Below are 19,739 nucleotides of genomic sequence, written 5' to 3'. Positions count from 1 at the left end.
ATGTCCAAGAAAATCCCGTTTGCGCGCCTGGCTGCGACGGTCGGCCTGGGCGTCAGCCTGCTGGCCGGCAGCCTTGTTGCACCTGCCGCCGCCCAGGCCGAAGGCGAGATTCGCATCGCCGAGCAGTTCGGCATCGTCTACCTGTTGCTCAACGTGGTGCGCGATCAGAGCCTGATCGAGAAGTACGGCAAGCAGGAAGGCATCGACATCAAGGTCGACTGGACCCAGCTGTCCGGCGGCGCCGCCGTCAACGATGCGTTGCTCTCCGGTTCCATCGACATCGCCGGGGCTGGTGTCGGCCCGCTGTTGACCATCTGGGACCGCACCCACGGCAAGCAGAACGTGAAAGCCGTCGCCTCTCTGGGCAACTTCCCTTACTACCTGGTGAGCAACAATCCCAAGGTCAAAACCATTGCCGACTTCACCGAAAAAGACCGCATTGCCGTACCCGCAGTGGGCGTCTCCGTACAGTCGCGCTTCCTGCAATACGCCGCGGCCAAGCAGTGGGGCGACAAGGAATTCAACCGCCTCGACAAGTACACCGTGGCTGTCCCGCACCCGGATGCCACGGCTGCGCTGATCGCCGGTGGCACCGAACTGACCGGGCATTTCTCCAACCCGCCGTTCCAGGAACAGGCCCTGACCAACCCGAACGTGCACGTGGTGCTCAACTCCTACGACATCCTCGGCCCGAACTCGCCGACGGTGTTGTTTGCCACCGAGAAATTCCGCAACGACAACCCGAAAACCTACAAGGCGTTCGTCGAGGCGCTGACCGAAGCGGCCCAGTTCGCCCAGAACGACAAAGGCGCCGCCGCCGATACCTACATCCGTGTCACCAAAGCCAAGATCGACCGCGCCGACCTGCTGAAAATCATCGAAAACCCGCAGTTCGAATTCAGCGTCACACCGAAAAATACTTACCCGCTGGCGGAATTCCTCTACCGCGTTGGCGCGATCAAAAACAAACCCGAATCGTGGAAGGATTACTTCTTCCAGGACGCCAAACCGCTGCAAGGGAGCTGACATGAACGCACCCTTGCAAGGCCACACGGCCAGCAACCCGAAAACCACCGAAGCGTTGCTGTCGGTGGACCACGTCAGCCTTGAATACCGCACGCCCGAACGAGTGGTGCGAGCCACCCACCAGGTCAGTTTCGAGATCGACCCGGCGGACCGCTTTGTACTGCTGGGGCCTTCGGGCTGCGGCAAATCGACATTGCTGAAATCCATCGCCGGCTTTATCAAACCCTGCGAAGGCGAGATCCGTTTGCTCGGGCAAAAAGTCGAGCAACCGGGGCCGGACCGCATTGTGGTGTTCCAGGAATTCGACCAACTGCCGCCGTGGAAAACCGTCAAGCAGAACGTCATGTTTCCGCTGCTCGCCTCCAAGACCCTCAAGCGTCGCGAGGCCGAAGAACGGGCGCTGTACTACCTGGAAAAAGTCGGCCTTACGGCCTTTGCCGATGCCTATCCGCACACCCTGTCCGGCGGCATGAAGGCCCGTGTGGCCATCGCCCGGGCGTTGGCCATGCAGCCGAAAATCCTGCTGATGGACGAACCCTTCGCCGCCCTCGATGCGCTGACCCGACGCAAGATGCAGGAAGAGTTGCTGCTGCTCTGGGAAGAGGTGCGCTTCACGTTGTTGTTCGTCACCCACTCCATCGAAGAAGCGCTGGTGGTGGGCAACCGCATCCTGTTGCTGTCGCCGCATCCCGGGCGGGTGCGGGCGGAAATCCACAGCCATCAATACGACCTGCACAGCCTTGGCGGTGTGGCGTTCCAGGCTTCGGCGCGGCGCATTCATCGGCTGTTGTTTGATGAAGCGCCCGAGGCGGAAACCGAGCTGGGTTTCGCCGATATCCGCATCGCTTATTGAAGGGTTTCCACCATGCGCCAGGAATATGAAATCACTCTCGAACCTTTGCCCGGTGTTCGCGTAGAGCGCGAGTTACCGTGGCGTCAGCGCTTGTGGCAACAAGGCTGGCTGCGTAAAAGCCTGATCCTGATCGTGCTCGCGATCCTCTGGGAAGCGGCCGCGCGTTACCAGAACAATGACCTGCTGCTGCCAAGCTTCCTGCAGACCCTGAGCGCGTTCTACGACGGCATGGCCAGTGGCGAGCTGTTGAGCAAGGTCAGCATCTCGCTGGTGGTGCTGATCAAGGGTTACCTGATCGGCATTGTGCTGGCGTTCGCCCTGACCACCCTGGCGGTGTCCACCCAATTGGGTCGCGACTTGCTGAGCACCCTGACCTCGATGTTCAACCCGTTGCCGGCGATTGCCCTGCTGCCGCTGGCGCTGTTGTGGTTTGGCCTGGGGCAGAACAGCCTGATCTTCGTGCTGGTGCATTCAGTGCTGTGGGCGCTGGCGCTCAACACCTATTCAGGATTTCTCGGTGTCTCGGAAACCCTGCGCATGGCCGGTCGCAATTACGGCCTCAAGGGCATGCGTTTTGTGCTGTTCATCCTGATCCCGGCGGCGCTGCCGTCGATCCTCGCCGGGCTGAAAATCGGCTGGGCGTTTGCCTGGCGCACGCTGATTGCGGCCGAGCTGGTATTCGGCGCCACCAGCGGCAAGGGCGGGCTGGGCTGGTACATCTTCCAGAACCGCAACGAGCTCTACACCGACAAAGTATTTGCCGGGTTAGCGGTGGTAATCCTGATCGGTCTGCTGGTGGAAAACCTGGTGTTCGACACTTTGGAGCGCGTCACCGTAAAGCGCTGGGGCATGCAACGTTAATCACCTGCTGCTCCCTGTAGGAGCGAGCTTGCTCGCGAAAAATGCCCAGGCAACGCGCCCCATCAGGATGCCCGCGTTATCGTTAACGTTCTTCGCGAGCAAGCTCGCTCCTACAGAGAAGCCTGCTACGATTGCGCCAAGTTCACTCCCAATCCATCACGAGTGCTTGGCATGCAATTACCGGACATGAACCTGCTGGTCGCCCTCGACGCCTTGCTCGACGAGGGCAGTGTGGTGGGTGCCGCACGGCGGATGAACCTGAGCCCGGCCGCCATGAGCCGCACCCTCACGCGAATCCGAGAGGCAGTGGGTGATCCGATCCTGGTGCGCGCCGGTCGCGGCCTGGTGCCGACGCCCAAGGCCCTGGAGTTGCAGGGCCAGGTGCGTAATGTGGTGGAACAGGCGGCGCTGCTGTTCCGCTCGGCGGACGAAGTGGACTTGCGCACGTTGCGCCGCCGATTCAGCGTGCGGGCCAATGACTTTTTTGTCGGGGTGTATGGCGGTCGGCTGTTCGACACCATGGAGCGTATGGCTCCGCTGTGCGAGCTGCGCTTCGTGCCCGAAGGCGACACCGATGATGAAGCCCTGCGGGAAGGCCGGCTCGACCTGCGGGTGGGCAATACCATGCCGATCACCCCGGAAGTGAAGGTGCAGAATCTGTTCACCACCACCTTCGTCGGGCTGGCGCGGGAAGGCCATCCGTTGTTCGATGGAGAGATCACCGCTGCACGGTTCGCCAGCTACTCCCACATCAGCATCTCCCGACGCGGCATCGCCCGTGGGCCGATCGACACGGCGCTGAACGCCCAGGGCCTGGAACGTCGAGTCGCCATGATCGCCCCGGGGTTTCACGGCGCGATGTTCATGCTGCCGGACTCCGACCTGATCCTGCCGGTGCCCAAGGAAGCGCTCTACAGCGCCAATCGCCTGAAGCTGCCGTTGCGCGCATTCACCCTGCCAATCTCCCTGCCCACACTGGTGTTGACCCAGGCCTGGCACCCGCGTTTCGACAAAGACCCGGCCCATAAATGGCTACGCGAGACCATGCGTGAATGCTGCGAGGCGACGTGGCAAGAAGCCCAGCCCACGTGAGTCGCAAGTGAGCTCGGTCGATGTGGGAGCTGGCTTGCCTGCGATGCGGGCGACCCGGTTTTTCAGGAATAGCGAGGTGATGCCGTCGCGGGCAAGCCCGGCTCCCACAGAGGTCGCCTACATTTTGATCATTGCGTCTGGTGCACTTATAAGCTTCCTATAAGTCACTTTTTGTCATGTCTAAGCCTGATTAAACTGCTCGGGTATTTCCTATTCCGAGTTGTAGTTCATGACGTCCCTCGCTGCTCCCGCACCCCTGGCCGCAGCCAAGCCGACCGCCATCACCCCGCCCGTTTTCGGCCCGCGCATCATCATCGGCCTGGTGGGCGTGTTGCTCGCAGTGCTGGTGTCCGGTCTCAACGAGATGGTGACCAAAGTTGCCCTCGCCGATATTCGCGGTGCGATGTACATCGGCTTCGACGAAGGCACCTGGCTGGTGGCTGCGTACACCGCCACCTCCGTCTCGGCGATGGCCTTTGCACCCTGGTGTTCGGTGACGTTCTCTCTGCGCCGTTTCACCCTGTGCGCCATTGGGCTGTTCACCGTGCTTGGCGTGCTGTGCCCGTTCGCACCGAATTACGAAAGCCTGCTGATTTTGCGCACCGTGCAAGGCCTGGCCGGCGGCGCCTTGCCGCCGATGCTGATGACCGTGGCCCTGCGGTTCCTGCCGGCCCACGTCAAGCTATACGGCCTGGCCGGCTACGCCCTGACCGCAACCTTCGGCCCCAGCCTCGGCACACCGCTGGCGGCCATGTGGACCGAATACGTCGGTTGGCAATGGGCGTTCTGGCAGATTGTCGGGCCGTGCCTGCTGGCCATGGCCGCCGTGGCCTACGGCTTGCCTCAGGACCCGTTGCGCCTGGAGCGCTTCAGGCAGTTCAACTGGCGCGGCCTGCTGCTGGGGTTCCCGGCGATCTGCATGCTGGTGATCGGCCTGTTGCAGGGCAATCGGCTGGACTGGTTCGAGTCGCCGCTGATTACCTCATTGTTGATCGGCGGCCTGGTGTTGCTGGTGCTGTTCATGATCAACGAGTGGTCGCACCCGATGCCGTTTTTCAAGTTGCAGATGCTTGGGCTGCGCAACCTGTCGTTCGCGCTGATTGTGCTCGCCGGGGTGCTGATCGTGCTGCTGGCGGTGACCATCATTCCGTCCAGCTACCTGGCCCAGGTCCAAGGCTACCGCCCGCTGCAAACTGCACCGGTGATGCTGATCATGGCGCTGCCGCAGTTGATCGCACTGCCGTTGGTGGCGGCGTTGTGCAACTTGCGCTGGGTCGATTGCCGCTGGGTATTGGGCATTGGCTTGAGCATGTTGATCCTGTCCTGCGTGGGCGGGGCGCAACTCACGTCGGCATGGATTCGCGATGATTTCTACGTGCTGCAACTGCTGCAAATCTTCGGGCAACCGATGGCGGTGTTGCCGCTGCTGATGCTCTCCACCGGCAGCATCACGCCCCAGGACGGGCCTTTCGCCTCGGCGTGGTTCAACACCGTGAAAGGCCTGGCTGCCGTGGTCGCCACCGGCGTGCTCGATGCCCTGACCACACACCGCCTGCATTTCCACTCGACCATGCTGGTGGACAGCCTGGGCAACTCGCCCCTGGCCGACAGCGATGCCGCCGGCCTTGCCCATCGGCTGCACGAGCAGGCCGTGGTGCTCACCTCTTCGGATCTCTACTACGTCATGGCCGGTGTCGCGGCGGCGTTGATCCTGCTGATTTTCTGGATGCCGACGCGGATTTATCCGCCCCGCGCGCCGACTTGATTGCTCACTGAGCCAAAGGGATTGTTATGAAAAGCAAAGACAAAATCGCTGTAACCGTCATCACCGTGTTTGCCGTAGGTGTGCTGGTTTACCTGCTGGCGCCGGGTGTGTTCGGCAGCAAACGCCAGAGCACCAACGACGCCTTCGTCGCCGCTGACTACACCCTGGTGGCGCCGCGTGTGGCCGGCTTCATCAAGGAAGTGCTGGTGGAAGACAACCAGCGGGTCAAGGCCGGGCAGTTGCTGGCGCTGATCGATGACCGTGACTTCCGCGCCGCTGCCCAGGCGGCCGATGCCGATACGCTGGTGGCCCAGGCGCAGCTGAAAAATGCCACGGCAACCCTGGAGCGCCAAAGCTCGGTGATTGCCCAGGCCCAGGCGACTGTGGCGGCGGATCGCGCCGAAGTGGCGTTTGCCGAACACGAACTGAACCGCTACAACCACCTCGCGGGTGTAGGCGCCGGCACCGTGCAGAACGCCCAGCAAGCCAAGACGCGTATTGACCAGGCCACCGCACGCCTGGCGAATGCCACGGCGGTGCTGGCTGCCGAGCGCAAGCAGGTGGAAATCCTCAGCGCCCAGCGGGATGCGGCCGAAGGCGGTTTGAAACGTGCCCAGGCCGCACTGGAAATGGCCAGCTTTCAGCTGTCGTACACCCGCATCGTCGCGCCGGTGGACGGCATGGTCGGTGAGCGCGCGGTGCGGGTTGGCGCCTATGTGACGCCGGGCAGCAAGATCCTCGCCGTGGTGCCGCTGGCCGAGGCTTATGTGGTGGCTAATTTCCAGGAGACCCAACTGTCCCACATGCACGCAGGCCAAGCGGTTGAAGTGCGGGTCGACAGCCTCGACGGTGACGTGCTCAAGGGGCACCTTGAAAGCCTGGCGCCGGCCACTGGAGTGACGTTTGCCTCGGTCAAGCCGGACAACGCCACCGGCAACTTCACCAAGGTGGTGCAGCGCATTCCGGTGAAAATCATTCTGGAGCCCGGCCAGGCGCTGACCGAACGCCTGCGGGTCGGCATGTCGGTGGAAGCCAGCGTCGACACCCACGCCGCCGCCCAGCCACGCGAGGTCGCCCAGCAATGAGACGCCTCGCCTGGATTACCTTGAGCTTGTTCAGCCTGAGTGCCTGCACCGTCGGCCCGGACTTTCAGCGCCCGCAAAACCCGCTGGGCAAATGGACCGAGCCTCAGGGCCGACAAGCCGCCAGCCACGCGGTCAACGACCCGCTGGAGGAGCGCTGGTGGGAAGTGTTCCATGACGCACAACTCACCGCGCTCACCCGTCGCGCGCTGACCGATAACCTCGACCTGAAACTCGCCAGCAGTCGCCTGCAACAAAGCCGTGCGGCGCGCCAGGTGATCACTGCCGAGCGCTACCCGACCGTCAACGCCACCGGCGATTACCTGCGCCAACGCAACAGCGCCGATGGCTTGAGCGATCCCTCCGGCAAGAATGGCCGCTCGGCCTTTAACCAGTGGGACATGGGCTTTTCCGCCGCCTGGGAACTGGACTTCTGGGGCCGGGTAAAACGCGAAACCGAAGCCGCCGACGCCACCTTGCAAGTCGCTGAAAACGACCGCCGTGCCGTGCTGTTGTCAGTGCTGGCGGAAACCGCCCAGGACTACATCCAACTGCGCGGTGTGCAGAACACCCGGGCCGTCACCGAGCAAAACTTGGACGTCGCCCGCCACAGCCTCAAGCTGTCGCAACTGCGCTTGGCCGACGGGGTTGCCACTGACCTGGACGTAGCCGAAGCCGCCGCTCAAGTCGCCGCCATCGAGGCGCGCCTGCCGGACTTGCAGCAACGCCAGGACCAACTGATCAACGCCCTGAGCTTGTTGATGGGCGAACCGCCACAAGCCTTGTACGCGGAGCTATCCAAGGACGCCGCCGTGCCGCAGACCCAACGCCAGGTCGCCATCGGCCTGCCGTCGCAACTGGCCGAACGACGCCCCGATATCCGCCAGGCCGAAGCGCGCTTGCATGCCGCCACCGCTTCCATCGGCGTGGCCAAGGGCGACTTCTACCCGCGCATCACCCTGTCCGGCAGCGTAGGCTCCCAGGCGTTGCAGTTGGCGGATCTCGGCTCGTGGAGTTCCCGTGCATTCGCCTTTGGCCCACAACTGAGCTTGCCGATTTTCAACGGTGGCCGATTGCAAGGCATGCTCGATCTGCGCGAAGCCCAGCAACAGGAAGCGGCCCTGGCCTACCAGCAAACCGTGCTGCGGGCCTGGCATGAAATCGACGACCAGCTGACTCGCTACAACGCCAGCCAACTGCGCCGCGACAGCCTTGCCGAAGCCGTTCGGCAGAACCAGATCGCCCTCGCTACTGCGCAGCATCAATACGTCGAAGGCGTGGTGGATTTCGTCAACGTGCTGACGGTGCAAAGCGCGTTGCTGGCGACGCAAGAGCAGTGGGTGGAAAGCTCCACCGGCGTGTCTCTGGCCATGGTCGGGTTGTACAAGGCGTTGGGCGGTGGCTGGGAATCGGTGTATCCGTTGCAAACCGCCGGACGCTGAATGACAAAGAACTTTGCCAGTCGCGCAACAAGGTGTAATGATAATTGCTCTCAATAACGTATCTGAGCTTTTCATGGACACCGCGACTGACGGCCGGCAACAGCTTCATCTCCTGTATCGCGACCATCACGGCTGGCTGCAAGGCTGGCTGCGCAAACGCCTGGGCGATCGCGAGCACGCCGCCGATGTGGCGCAGGACACCTTCCTGCGCTTGCTGGTATCGGGGCGCTTTCCCGGTGACAAGGAAAGCCGCAGCTACCTGACACAGATCGCTCGCAACCTGGTGATTGATCAATGGCGGCGCCTGCGCATCGAGCGCGTCTACCTGGAAAGCATCGCCCACCTGCCGGAGCCCGAGTCGCCGTCCCTGGAAACCCGCGCATTGATCCTTGAAACCCTGATGCAGATCGACGCCATGCTCGACCGCATGCCCGACAACGTGCGCCGCGCGTTCCTGTTGTCGCAGTTCGAAGGGCTGAGCTACGCACAGATCGCCGAGCGCCTGGAGGTGACCGTCAGTTCGGTGCAGAAATACATGACCCGGGCGATTCTCGCCTGCTATCAGGTCGTCTACGAAGAATGAGAACCCGGCACGAAGCGCCGATTGCCCCGGCCATTGTCGAGCAGGCCAGCGAGTGGTTGATGCTGCAGTGGGGCGGCGAGATGGACGGCGATCAGCGCCAGGCCTTCGCGCGCTGGCAGGAGGCCGACCCGGAACACCGGCGCGCCTGGAAGCGCTTGCAGCAGTTACAGCAAACCCTCGGCGGTGTGCCGGTCGACAGTGCCCGTGCGGTGTTACGCGATACACCGGACACCCAACGCCGCGCCGCCTTGAAATTGCTCGGGCTGTTGCTGGTGGCCGGTGGCAGCGGCTATCTGGTGCAAAGCAGCCAGCCTTGGCAGGCGGCGTTTGCCGAATACCGCACCGCCACCGGCGAGATTCGTCACCTGACCTTGAGCGATGGCACGCGCCTGGACCTCAACAGCAACAGCGCGGTCGACCTGCGGTTCAGCGCCAGTGAGCGGCGTATCCGCCTGATACGTGGCGAGATCCTGCTGACCAGCGGCCACGATCCGTCCCGGCCATTGATCGTCGAAACCCCGGCCGGAGATGTGCAGGCCCTGGGCACCCGGTTTGCCGTGCGTGAAGTGGACGATGGCAGCCGCGTCGACCTGTATGAAGGGCGCGTGCAGGTGCGTCCGGTGCGCGGTGCGGCGGTGCAGATGAATGCCGGGGACAGCCTGTGGTTCAGCGCCAGCCGGACTTCGACGCTGGCGCCTGTGAATGCCAACGCCAGCAGTTGGACCGAGAACCGCTTGATCGCCGAGCGCCAGCCGCTGGGGCAGTTCGTTGCCGAGTTGAGCCGTTATCGCCCGGGGCTGTTGCGCTGCGATGCGGCAGTAGCCGGCTTGCTGTTGACCGGCGTGTTTCCGCTGAATGACACCGACGCGATTCTCGACGCGCTTGCGCGTTCGTTGCCGGTGCAGGTACAGGCGGTGACGCGCTATTGGGTCACGATCAAGGCGCGGGTCTAAAAAAATTTTTTGCCTACGGCTTGTCGGTTTTCCAACCCCGTCCGGGATACCTCTTGAAAGCCAATCAAGAAGCGTTCTCACGGGGAGCCCTGCAATGTCGCACCACCCAATCCAACCTCTGGCCCGCGCCCTGCGCCGTGGCCTGTTTGTCAGTTTGCTGGCGACGGCGCCTGTGGTGCCGAGCGTGGTCCAGGCCCAGGAGAGCGCTGAAGCCCTGCGCCAATACAACATTCCCGCAGGCAACCTCGACCAGGCCTTGAACCAGTTCGCCAGCGCCTCGGGAATCCTGTTGTCGGTGGACGCCTCGCTGACCCAAGGCAAGCGCAGCGCCGGCTTGCAGGGCCGCTACGCCACCGGGCCAGGGTTGGAACGGTTGTTGGCCGGCAGCGGGTTGGTCGCGGTGCAATCCCAGGGCGGCTGGTCGTTGCAGGCGCTGCCGGCAAGCGGCGCGCTGCAACTCGGGGCGACGCAGATCAGTGGCCAACAGGATCAGGAAACGGCCTGGGGCGCGGTCGACGGCATTGTTGCCAAGCGCAGCGCCACCGGTAGCAAGACCGATTCGGCGCTGGTGGAAATCCCCCAGACCATCAACGTCATCACCGCCGCCGAGATCAAGGCGCGCGGTGCCCAAAGCGTCACCCAGGCGCTGCTTTATACGCCGGGCATGACCGCCGGCGGTTTTTCCGACCGGGTCAAACTGTTCGATGAACCCACCTCCCGTGGCTTCTCGCCTACGCCGCTGTACCTGGATGGTTTGCACTTGCCTTATGGCGGCGGCAGCACCGGCGGTGCATTGCAGATCGAGCCGTACTCTCTGGAACGCATCGAAGTGCTCAAGGGCCCGGCCTCGGTGTTATACGGGCAGAACCAGCCGGGCGGCATCGTCAATATGGTCAGCAAGCGCCCCAGCGAAACCCCGGTGCATCAAGTGGTGCTGGAAGCCGGTACCTACGAACACAAAAGCGCCGCCATCGACCTCAGTGGTCCACTGGATGAACAGGGCCAGTTTCTATATCGCCTCACCGGCCTGGCCAAGGACGAGCAGGGCGAGATCAACTACGTCGAGAACAAACGCCAATTCATCGCCCCCAGCCTGACTTGGCAGCCCAACGACGACACGCGCCTGACCGTGTTCGCCCAGTACCAGAAAGACAAGGGCGTGCCCGAGGCCCAGGGTTTGCCCGCGTCCGGGACGATCTGGGACAACCCCAACGGCAAGATCAAGCGTGATGTGTTTATCGGCGAGCCTGGCGTCAACCAGTACAACCGCGAGCAGTACGTGTTGGGCTATGAGGTGTCCCATCGCCTGAACGACACCTGGACCCTCAAGCAAAATGCCCGCTACGCCGAGGTGGACGACCGTTACACCGCACCGCTGCACGGCTACAGATTTGTACCCAACCCGGCAACTGGCGTGCAAGACCAACGCTACCTGCAGCGCTTCGGCGTGGACTGGTCGCAGAACAACAAAGTGTTTGGCGTGGATAACATTGCCCAGGCGGAATTCGACACCGGCGCACTGTCCCATACGCTGATCGTCGGCCTCGATTACTACCACTTCAACTCGCAATTCCACGGCCTGTACGACCGTAATCCGCCGGTGATCGACCTGTTCAAGCCGGTCTACGGCCAGCGGATGAATTTCGGCCAGCCGTATCGCTGGGACCGCACCGTGACCCAGACCGGCCTGTATGTGCAGGACCAGATCAAACTGGATAAGTGGGCGCTGGTCCTTGGCGGGCGCTACGACTGGGCCAACGTGGTCAACAAGGAGCCGTTGGCCGACACCCGCACCAGCAGCAAAGACCAGGCGTTCACTGGCCGGGCCGGTTTGGTGTACCTGTTCGATAACGGCCTGGCGCCGTTTATCAGCTACTCCGAATCCTTCCTGCCGCTGTCGGGCACCGATATCAGCGGCAAACCGTTTGATCCCTCTACCGGCAACCAGTACGAAGTCGGCCTGAAATATCAGCCGCCGGGCCAGAAGAGTTTTGTGCAGGTCTCGGTCTACCAACTCGACCAGGAAAACGTGCTGACCACCAACCCGGTAGACACCACCTTCAGCACCCAGAGCGGTGCCATGCGCTCACGGGGTGTGGAGCTGGAAGCCAAGGCCTCCCTCAGCGATGCCTGGGACGTGGTCGCCTCGGCAGCGCGCAACGACATCAAATACACCAAAGACAATGACGGCCGCCAAGGCCGACACCCGGCAGGCATCTCACCGCTTACCGCTTCGGTGTGGGTCAATTACACCGTCCTCGGCGACACGCCCCTGGCGGGCCTTGGGGCAGGCGTGGGTACGCGCTACGTTCGCAGCAGCTTCGGTGATTACTACGCAGGAGCGTTCAGCATCCCGTCCTATACCGTCTACGACGCCAGCCTGAGCTACGACCTGGGTGCCTCGCCGTTCAAGCTCAAAGGTGTGAAGCTGGCGATGAATGTGCAGAACCTGACCAACAAAACCTACGTGTCGCAATGCACCAGCGACCTGGATTGTTATTACGGGGAAGGGCGCACGGTGGTGTCGAGTTTGACCTATGACTGGTAAACATTTGCGAACGGCGGCCGTTAACGTGTTTTAGCCAAACACCCTTCAGGAGATTTTCCGTGTCAGTGATCGACAACCCCTACGCGCCGCCGCAGGCCGAATTGAGCCAACCGCTCGCCGCTGCATCCACGTTTTTTGTGGTTGCACCGCGCAAGCTGGTGATCATGATTCTGCTGACCTCGGGTATGTATTTCGTCTATTGGTTCTACAAGCAGTGGACCTGCTATCGGCAGGCGACTGGCGCGAACGTCTGGCCGGTTGTGCGGGCGTTCTTCTCGGTGATTTTCCTTTACCCACTGATCATGAAAATCCGCCGGCAAGTTGAGGTCAAGGCTCCGACGTATCAATGGCAGCCACGCAGCGTGGCCATCGGGTTGGTTGTTTGCGGTGCCTTGCCCTACATGTACTCATGGGCCCTTGCGCCGCTGACCGCGATGAAGATCAGTGCTTGCCTGACGATTGTGCATCTCTACCTGATGGTGCAGGTACAGCGCGCGGTGAACCAAGTGGAGAATGACCTCAGGGGTGAGGTGAACAAGCGCCTGACCTTGGCCAACTGCATCTGGATCGCTATCGGGCTGTGTTTTTACGCGCTCTCGATTGTATCGGCGATGCGGTTAGCTGAGCTGGCGCGGGGTTAGAGGAGGAGCTGCTTCTGAGCTTGCAGCAGCATGAAGGTAATGTCGTCTTCGCCTTGGAGATCATCGAGGCTTTGGCCCGCAATAGCCTTAAGTTGTTCCGCGGGTGAGAGCTCAGCCCAAAAACCGTCAGTGGCCAAGATCCACTTCGTATCAGGGCCTGCTTGCAACGATTGGATATGCGGCTCATGCGGCCTGCGATAGCTCATGCAGTTCCACAGTGTTTTACGTGTAGGGCTGTTGGCGATAAGGTCGTGGCTAAGGTTGCTCTTCCAGTTGGGGCCGCAGTGAGGCGGGCTTAGCCAGTTTACCGCGCGCCCATCTTCCAGCTGTCCCAGGCAACAGTCACCTGCGTGAATGGAAACGGCGGTGTGGCCATGAATCATGAGTACGAGATAGCTGGCGGAGGCTAAGGGGTAATTTGCGCAAAGGGTTGAGCGTACTTCGCTGAGTGAAGTGAGTGTCAGATCAAGGGTTTTGTCGGGACAGGAAATCTCAGAGCGCTTGAGGTTGGAAAAGGAAGCCAGCACATAGTGAGTCAGTGCCCGCGCCAAGGCGCCGCTTTCGGGCTTTGAGGTGCCGTCTGCTATTACGTAAAGGTAGGCACCGCTGTTGTATGCCGAGCCGGCGGCGTCCCTGTTTTCCGCTCGGTTGGTTCCTTGGCGGGTTACGCTCACAGGTAGGGTCAAGCGTGCGCTCCGGATGCAATCATTGTGTTCAGCCGTTCATGAATCAACGTTTCACGATCAGGGTCCTGAGCTGTACTTTGAACCACGTCTAAAAACGCCGTAAGCCTCAGGAGTTCAGAAAGTTGTTGGCTGACGAACGTTCGTAGCTCGCTCGGCGCTTGCTTCATTTCTTCACCCAGCTCTTCGCGGCCATCAACCAATGCGATGATGTCTTCAATGTCGTTGGACATCAGAACATCCCCGTTTCCTCGCCCCTTATAGGCCTGCAGTTTCGCGGCAAGAAACCACGGCGCAGCGAATACCTTGATTCGAATGCCGTCGGGCAGGTCGTGGTAAACAGCATTTTCCAACCCGCCCACGAACCAGGTATTTGAAAACCCTAATACCTTTTCATCCGTCGGCATAAAGTCGACTTTCAGGGCGCCCAGGCGCAAGCGGCAGGTAACAGTGTCTTGTCCGGTATTCTTGAAGCCCTTGGATTTGAGATGATCCTCCAGCCGATACCAGTCAGCGGTACTTGTCAGATGAATGACCAGATCGACATCGTCGGTGCCACGAATGGATTCCTGAGTGAATTCATCGGTGATAAGCAGGACAGTGGTGCATCCGCCGACGAAGGCCACTTGTTCCCGCAGCTCCTCCCCCAGCGCCTCGGCAACCTCTCCAAGCATGCGCAGCATCATTGTTCTGTTTGAGTTCAAAGGATCCACTCCCGCAGCATGGCGTCGGCCACTTTGGTTTCTCGTGGGCCACCGATACGAATGGCGTCGACGAGGGCGAGGAAGTGGTAGAGAAGCTCGTCCTTTTTTACTGCGCCCGGGACAGTTTTATATAAGGGTGTGATTTCCTGACCTTTACTTTTGCCATAGGCATCAGGCCAAACAGGCATGAGGTCGCCGCCACTCATGACTTTCCCTGCCAGGATCGGGGCTGCGAATGCAGTCGGAATGCCTCTCACAATAGGGCCGGGCTTCACGGGAAATATATAGCGAATGCTGTAGGTCACCAGATCGAGAAGCGCTTTGCTTCTAACCAGTGGTGAACCGTCGGAGTGGTTTGTGTAAATCAGGCCAATGTCGCGGCAGCGATTGAGTGACGAGGACACTTCGGTTTTGCTTAGCCCGAGTGCGGAAGATAGAGCTCGCACGGAATAGCTTTGAAGATTGCCCTTCTCTACTTCTTCGTCGCGATCATCCCAGCCACGCCAATCTTCCGGCTCGGAAAACTGATAGGTCTTGAGATAACTGAAGGTGCCGTCAGAGTGCTGCATTCTCTGGGCCCATGGGTCATGCTCGTCATTGGGGACGGTAAATTCGCGCTTTTTTACGCGCTCCCCTTTTGCCCGCAGTTCAAGACTGATTAGTTTGAACAGAACTACGATATCTTGACTTTTCATGGGGCTCCGGTTCCGAGTGTCCTCTGTCCGCGGACAGAGGACACTTTCTTGCATAAAGTCTTAATCCGTGTCAAGCATCAGGTCGGATTCTGCAAAAACACCACATACCCACGAAACCACTCATTCCCCTTCAAATACCCCGGCTCCTCCCATTCCCCACCCTGAATCAACCCAATCTTGAACGGCACTCCCAGACGGTTCATGCGTGGCAGGTACGCCGCGTAGTCTGGGATGCTGTGGCGGCCCTGGTAGGTTTGCACCACCACTTCATCAATCACGCCTTTGAGTTGTGCGATGGCAGCCGGGTCAGCATTGCTGCTCCAGTCCATCAGCCCGGTGATGCTCAGGCGCAAATCCTTGGGCAGACGTTGGCGCAGGTCGCGCAGGAAGTCGGCGTATTCGTTGAGGTATTGCGTGCGTGCGTCGAAGTCGATCTGGATGCCAACCACCGGGTTGCCCGCGTCTCGCCAGCGTTGTACCTGGCCGAGCATCTGGCTGTAGACCGACTCGGGCCAGTGCAGGGTGTGGGCGCGGTACACCACCCAGATTTCACCTTGGGTGATGCGCGGCACACTCATGCCCTGGGCGATGAATTGCACGCCACGCTGGGGCGCGCGGCGGGTTGAGTTGATCTGGCCCTGGAGGATGTACAGGGTTTTCGCCTGCTTGAGCACCGGCTGCGGCGCGACGCCGCTCCACAGCCAGAACGCATCATGGTCGCGGGCGTCTACCGCGCCGAAGGCCGGGCTTGCCAGCAGGAGCAGGGCCAGCCAGAAGCGCTTCACGGCTTACCAGTAGTACTGCTGCGACTTGCCCCACTGGGTATCGGCAAACCCGGTTTTCAGCTGGCGGAACCAGCCTTTGCGCACGGCCTTGTCGACGTCTTCGCCACCGCAGCTGTTGTAGCCCGAAGGCCCATAGCAATTGATGGCGCGAAACAGTGCGTAGGCCTTGTCGTTGTGAGGGGCCTTGGGATTGCCGATCACCCGCTTGTAGCCTTCGAGCCGCGAGAAGGTTTCACCCTTGAAGGGCGAGGCGGTACTGCCCAGGCTGCCGGCGGAGCGCGCTTGTTCCAGGGGCATGCCGTCCAGACCGTTACGCAGGACGAATTCACCGAGGCAGTTCAGGCCCTGCGGGTTTTTCGGATCGGCCTGCAGGGTGCTGGCGATTTGCGCGATGCTCGGGCAGGTGTAGCCGGACTCGGCCTTGTCACCGTTCCATTGGAACAGTTTCAACGACTGGCCGCCGCCGTAGACGTAACCCAGGCTGGTGCCGAGCTTGTCGTCGGGAACCGAGGCAGGCAGTTGTTTCAAGTCCTCGGCGAAGGTCTCGAATTGGCCGCGCATCAGGTCTTTATAAAGCAATGTGAATTGCGCGGTCTGGCGCTCTACCGGGTCGCTGGCATCGGCAAGCCGTTGGCGCAGCAGATCGGGACCGGCGACGTTGCGCAGCAGGATATAGCGCACCTGTTTGGCACTGATCGGCGAGTCGGCGGCGAATACCTTGGCCAGTTGGCCGCTGCGTTCGTAGTTCATCGCCAATGCCAGCTCCAGCTGGTCACGTTGCAACGGTTGTTTGGCCAGCGGCAGCAGTTGCAGCCACAGCCTTTCGGCGGCTTTCCAGTCTTCCTTGGCTTCCAGTGCCAGGCCGCGCAGGGTCTGCTGGCTGAAGGCGAAGTAATCGAGGTTCGACGGCACGTCCTGCGGCAACAGCTTCAAGGCGCGATCGGGTTGATGCTCGACGTACACGGCAAACGCCGCTTGCACGTAGGCGTACAGCGCCGGTTCCTGGGCGAATATCGACTTTTGCCCGTCAAGGGCTTCGCGAGTGAGCCTTGGCGGTTCACCTGCGCGCATCCACATCAGGTCGTTGAGGGCCAGGATCAACGGATTGTCCACGGGTGCCGTGGTGGTGGTCAGCAGCTTGGTGTCGGCTTCCTGCACCAGTTCATCCAGCGATACGTTGCGCTGGGCATCGGTGGCCTGGGTCAATTGCCAGGCAAAGTCGTTTGCCAGTTTGTCGGGGTTGGGCGCCAGCCAGTGCACCCGGCGCAGCAATCCACGGGCGGAAGCGGCGTATTCGCCCTGTGGATAAGTCTTCAGGTAATCATCGAATCCGGTCTCGGCCCGTTGCAGTGCGGACTTATCCACATGCTCAAGCGAGGGGGTGCCGTATTCGTCGAAAGCATTTTGCTGGGCGTCGTTCAGCGCGGTGCGCGCCGTCATGTACAACGCCGTTTCCTTGAGCCAGGGCAGCGAACTGCTCGTCAGCCCGGCAAAGCCTTTTTGTGCGTCGCTGAAGCGCCCGCTGTAAAAATCCCCGGCCGCTTGCAGGTAGGCCAGCAATGCCTGGCCGTCTGCCGATTTCAACTGATCGGCCTCGCCCGCAGGGACGCCGTCCGAGGAACAGCTGGTGAGCATCTGCAAGCGCAGTTTGGCCAGCAACTGGCGCTCGGCCTGCGGTACATCGGCCTTCACCACCTGGCTGATAAACGCGGTGGCGCTGTCATCGGCGTTGCTGCGGCAGCGGCTGCCTTCGCCGGAAAGGAAGGCTTCACCGGCGGTCTTGTAGTCATCGCGCTTGATGCCCAGTGGGCTGAGCAGTTCATCCAGTTCGGCGGTGCGCGAGTCGTCGGGTTTGTTGTCGGGCTCATCCGCCGCGGGTGTGAGCCGATACGCCGGGAATGGCACCGGGCCAAAGCCTTCGGAAAAGTCCTGCTCGCCCAAGTCATTCGGTGCCAGCGGCATGACGTTTTTGTCCGCCAGCAGCAGCCGCAGGTTGACCCGGCTGTCATTGCCCGGGCTCAAAAACGGCAGGTTGCTGCACACGTCCAGGCTGTTACGCGACACCCGCCAATCCGGGTAGCACGAATCATCGCCGCTGGCGTGGGCCTGAAGGGGAAGGGTGGTGAGCAATGCCAGTGCCAGGGGTGACAGAAGACCGATGCGCATGAAGTGTCCTTGATCCTGAATCCATGGAAGGCTGCAATCATAGCCTGATCCGGCCAACGCGTCGGAGAAGCCCTGCGCAAAATTCAGATTTGTCCGATTGGCGGATGGCGGCTCAAAACGAGCAAAACAGCGGGCGAATCGAGGTCTTTTCACCTAGAGTGGCGGGTGTTCGCGCAAGCGCAGGTTTGGTAGTGGGTGAGGAAGTAGAGGTGCGACGCTCTGTGGCGGAACAAGACAACAAGGCCGGGGCCTTTCCCGTGGTCAATCCTGGCCTGTGGGAGCATGCCGGTTGGCTCGCTCGATTGTGGTGGGTGCCGCTGGTGGCATTGGCTATGGCCGTGCGCTTCTATGGTTTGACCGCCTCCGCGATTTGGGGAGATGAAGGTTCAAGCCTGCTGCTCGCCGAGTACTCCCTGGAAGACCTGTGGTTTCACGCCGCCCATGACGTTCATCCGCCGCTGTATTTCTTCATGCTGCGCGGCTGGATCGAGCTGTTTGGCGATAGTATTTTCTCCCTGCGCAGCATGAGTGCGATCCCAGGCGTGGTCGCCGTCGGCCTGGGCGTCTGGCTGACGCGCCTGGTCGCGACCCGCCGCGCGGCGGTACTGGCCGGAATTCTGTTGGCGTTGCTGCCCACGGCGGTGCGCTACAGCCAGGAAGTGCGGATGTATTCGCTGCTGGGCGTGTGGCTGCTGGCTGCCACCCTGGCATTGGTGTATTGGGTTCGCCAGCCTGAGCGCAAGCGGTATCTGGTGGTCTATGCGCTGTTGATGACAGCCGCCTTCTACACCCACTACTTCACCGCGTTGTGCGTGCTGGTGCACTGGACTTGGCTGGTATTGCTGCGGCTGCCACGGGCCGGCGGCCTGCGCCTTGTCACCCGTCCTGGCTGGTGGTTGGCCAACGTGGCGATTGTGTTGCTGTACTTGCCCTGGCTGCCGAATTTGCTCGGCTTGGTGCAGCACACTGAAGAACTCAAGGTGGGGGGTGATATTGGCTGGGAAGACCCGGTCAACCTGTATTCCCTACCGTCGATGGTGTGGCAGTTCCTCATTCAGGACCCGGGCGACCATGTGTGGCGGCCACTGTTTGTCGGGTTTCCGTTGTTGCTGGTAGCGCTGGTGGGCGTGACCGCCTGGCGCGATCAAAGTCGCTATCGCTTTGGCTGGTTGCTGGCGCTTTTCTTCATGCTGCCGGTGCTGCTGGTCTATGGGGTGTCGTTTATTTCCCCGGTGTTTATCGAGCGTTATCTCACGGCCTACGCGATGAGCTTGCCGATCATCGTGGCGGTGGCTGTCGACCGTCTGTCGCACCGCGTGTCACTGGCCGCGGCGGCGCTTTTCGTGCTGTTTGTCGGGGTCGAACTGGTGGGCGTGAAGACCAACTCCACCGTCGATGAACATGATCAATTCAACGTCGCGGTGGAGTTCGTCAACCGCAACTACCAGGAAGATGACCGCATCGTCATCAGCGACATGCTGTGGTACTTGCCCTACGTCTATTACGACGAGACCGACGCCCAGTTGCAGCTCTTCACACCGCCGACCGCCACCGGCAAATCGACGCGGCCGAATGCCTATGGTTTTGGCACTTTGGTGGACCAGGATGGCGGGCGAATTTACCTGGATCGCCTGTCGGCGTTGCCGGCGGAAATCCAGCGTGTCTGGCTGATCAGCGCCGCTGATGGCCCGGATGATTTTGCCCCATTACCGGCAGGATGGCGCCAGCTCAGTCAGCAGGATGGCGGTGGCGCACGGGCCCGACTGTTTGTGCTGTGCAACGCGCCGGCAGGTGTTCACCGCACTGGCTGTGATTAATCTGCGCATCACCTCAGAGGTTCTAGACTCAGATGAGCCCTCC

Annotated in this window: 17 protein-coding genes; 12 read left to right on the top strand and 5 right to left on the bottom strand. The window is 61.3% G+C overall.

All coding sequences use genetic code 11. From position 1 onward, the window contains the following. The 11 genes from AU074_RS16410 (at window position 1) to AU074_RS16360 (ending at window position 12,846) form a co-directional block, all read left to right on the top strand. Entirely contained in the window at window positions 1-1,026 is a 1,026-nt protein-coding gene (locus tag AU074_RS16410; RefSeq protein WP_076015596.1) for an ABC transporter substrate-binding protein, read from the top strand. A 1-nt stretch (window position 1,027) separates the two neighbouring features. Then, on the top strand, window positions 1,028-1,879 hold the full coding sequence (locus tag AU074_RS16405) for an ABC transporter ATP-binding protein (protein ID WP_076015595.1): 852 nt from the start codon (window positions 1,028-1,030) through the stop codon (window positions 1,877-1,879). 12 nt (window positions 1,880-1,891) lie between these two features. Continuing rightward, window positions 1,892-2,740, top strand: a complete 849-nt coding sequence (locus AU074_RS16400; protein ID WP_003218225.1) for an ABC transporter permease — start codon at window positions 1,892-1,894, stop codon at window positions 2,738-2,740. Between the two features lie 171 nt (window positions 2,741-2,911). Beyond that, window positions 2,912-3,832: a LysR family transcriptional regulator gene (locus tag AU074_RS16395; protein ID WP_063033667.1), complete on the top strand. Its 921-nt coding sequence runs from the start codon at window positions 2,912-2,914 to the stop codon at window positions 3,830-3,832. Window positions 3,833-4,061: 229 nt separating this feature from the next. Further along, window positions 4,062-5,597, top strand: coding sequence for an MFS transporter (locus tag AU074_RS16390; RefSeq protein WP_076015594.1), 1,536 nt, complete (start codon window positions 4,062-4,064; stop codon window positions 5,595-5,597). Window positions 5,598-5,623: 26 nt separating this feature from the next. Continuing rightward, window positions 5,624-6,682, top strand: a complete 1,059-nt coding sequence (locus AU074_RS16385) for an HlyD family secretion protein (RefSeq protein WP_076015593.1) — start codon at window positions 5,624-5,626, stop codon at window positions 6,680-6,682. Further along, complete coding sequence (locus AU074_RS16380; RefSeq protein WP_076015592.1) at window positions 6,679-8,121, top strand: efflux transporter outer membrane subunit; 1,443 nt, start codon at window positions 6,679-6,681, stop codon at window positions 8,119-8,121. Before AU074_RS16385 ends, AU074_RS16380 begins: the two co-directional genes overlap by 4 nt. Before the next feature lie 73 nt (window positions 8,122-8,194). Then, complete coding sequence (locus tag AU074_RS16375) at window positions 8,195-8,704, top strand: sigma-70 family RNA polymerase sigma factor (RefSeq protein ID WP_076015591.1); 510 nt, start codon at window positions 8,195-8,197, stop codon at window positions 8,702-8,704. Then, window positions 8,701-9,657, top strand: a complete 957-nt coding sequence (locus AU074_RS16370) for a FecR domain-containing protein (RefSeq protein WP_076015590.1) — start codon at window positions 8,701-8,703, stop codon at window positions 9,655-9,657. Before AU074_RS16375 ends, AU074_RS16370 begins: the two co-directional genes overlap by 4 nt. Window positions 9,658-9,751: 94 nt before the next feature. Next, window positions 9,752-12,205 carry a TonB-dependent siderophore receptor gene (locus AU074_RS16365; RefSeq protein WP_076015589.1) on the top strand — a complete coding sequence of 818 codons (2,454 nt, stop codon included), beginning with the start codon at window positions 9,752-9,754 and terminating at the stop codon, window positions 12,203-12,205. A 59-nt stretch (window positions 12,206-12,264) separates the two neighbouring features. Then, entirely contained in the window at window positions 12,265-12,846 is a 582-nt protein-coding gene (locus AU074_RS16360; protein ID WP_076015588.1) for a hypothetical protein, read from the top strand. Here AU074_RS16360 and AU074_RS16355 read toward each other — a convergent pair. The 5 genes from AU074_RS16355 to AU074_RS16335 form a co-directional block, all read right to left on the bottom strand. Next, the gene (locus AU074_RS16355) at window positions 12,843-13,532 is read right to left on the bottom strand and encodes a protein phosphatase 2C domain-containing protein (RefSeq protein WP_076015587.1); all 690 of its coding nucleotides are present in this window, start codon (window positions 13,530-13,532) and stop codon (window positions 12,843-12,845) included. The genes AU074_RS16360 and AU074_RS16355 overlap by 4 nt on opposite strands. Next, window positions 13,529-14,212 (bottom strand): hypothetical protein, encoded by a 684-nt coding sequence (locus AU074_RS16350; protein WP_083676690.1) that lies wholly within the window; start codon window positions 14,210-14,212, stop codon window positions 13,529-13,531. The genes AU074_RS16355 and AU074_RS16350 overlap by 4 nt, the downstream gene beginning before the upstream one ends. Before the next feature lie 17 nt (window positions 14,213-14,229). Then, window positions 14,230-14,928 (bottom strand): hypothetical protein, encoded by a 699-nt coding sequence (locus AU074_RS16345; RefSeq protein WP_076015585.1) that lies wholly within the window; start codon window positions 14,926-14,928, stop codon window positions 14,230-14,232. A 77-nt stretch (window positions 14,929-15,005) separates the two neighbouring features. Further along, window positions 15,006-15,713: a DUF3142 domain-containing protein gene (locus AU074_RS16340; protein WP_076015584.1), complete on the bottom strand. Its 708-nt coding sequence runs from the start codon at window positions 15,711-15,713 to the stop codon at window positions 15,006-15,008. A 3-nt stretch (window positions 15,714-15,716) separates the two neighbouring features. Then, a complete protein-coding gene (locus tag AU074_RS16335; RefSeq protein ID WP_076015583.1) occupies window positions 15,717-17,879 on the bottom strand; it encodes an outer membrane assembly lipoprotein YfiO in 2,163 nt (720 codons plus the stop codon). A 209-nt stretch (window positions 17,880-18,088) separates the two neighbouring features. Between AU074_RS16335 and AU074_RS16330 the strand changes: the two genes are divergently transcribed. Continuing rightward, window positions 18,089-19,696, top strand: coding sequence for a glycosyltransferase family 39 protein (locus AU074_RS16330; RefSeq protein WP_076015582.1), 1,608 nt, complete (start codon window positions 18,089-18,091; stop codon window positions 19,694-19,696). Window positions 19,697-19,739: the final 43 nt, after the last annotated feature.

The sequence above is a fragment of the Pseudomonas sp. ATCC PTA-122608 genome (genome assembly GCF_001952855.1).
In the GTDB taxonomy this organism is placed as follows: Bacteria; Pseudomonadota; Gammaproteobacteria; order Pseudomonadales; family Pseudomonadaceae; genus Aquipseudomonas.
This window is presented reverse-complemented; position numbering and strand designations above follow the sequence as displayed.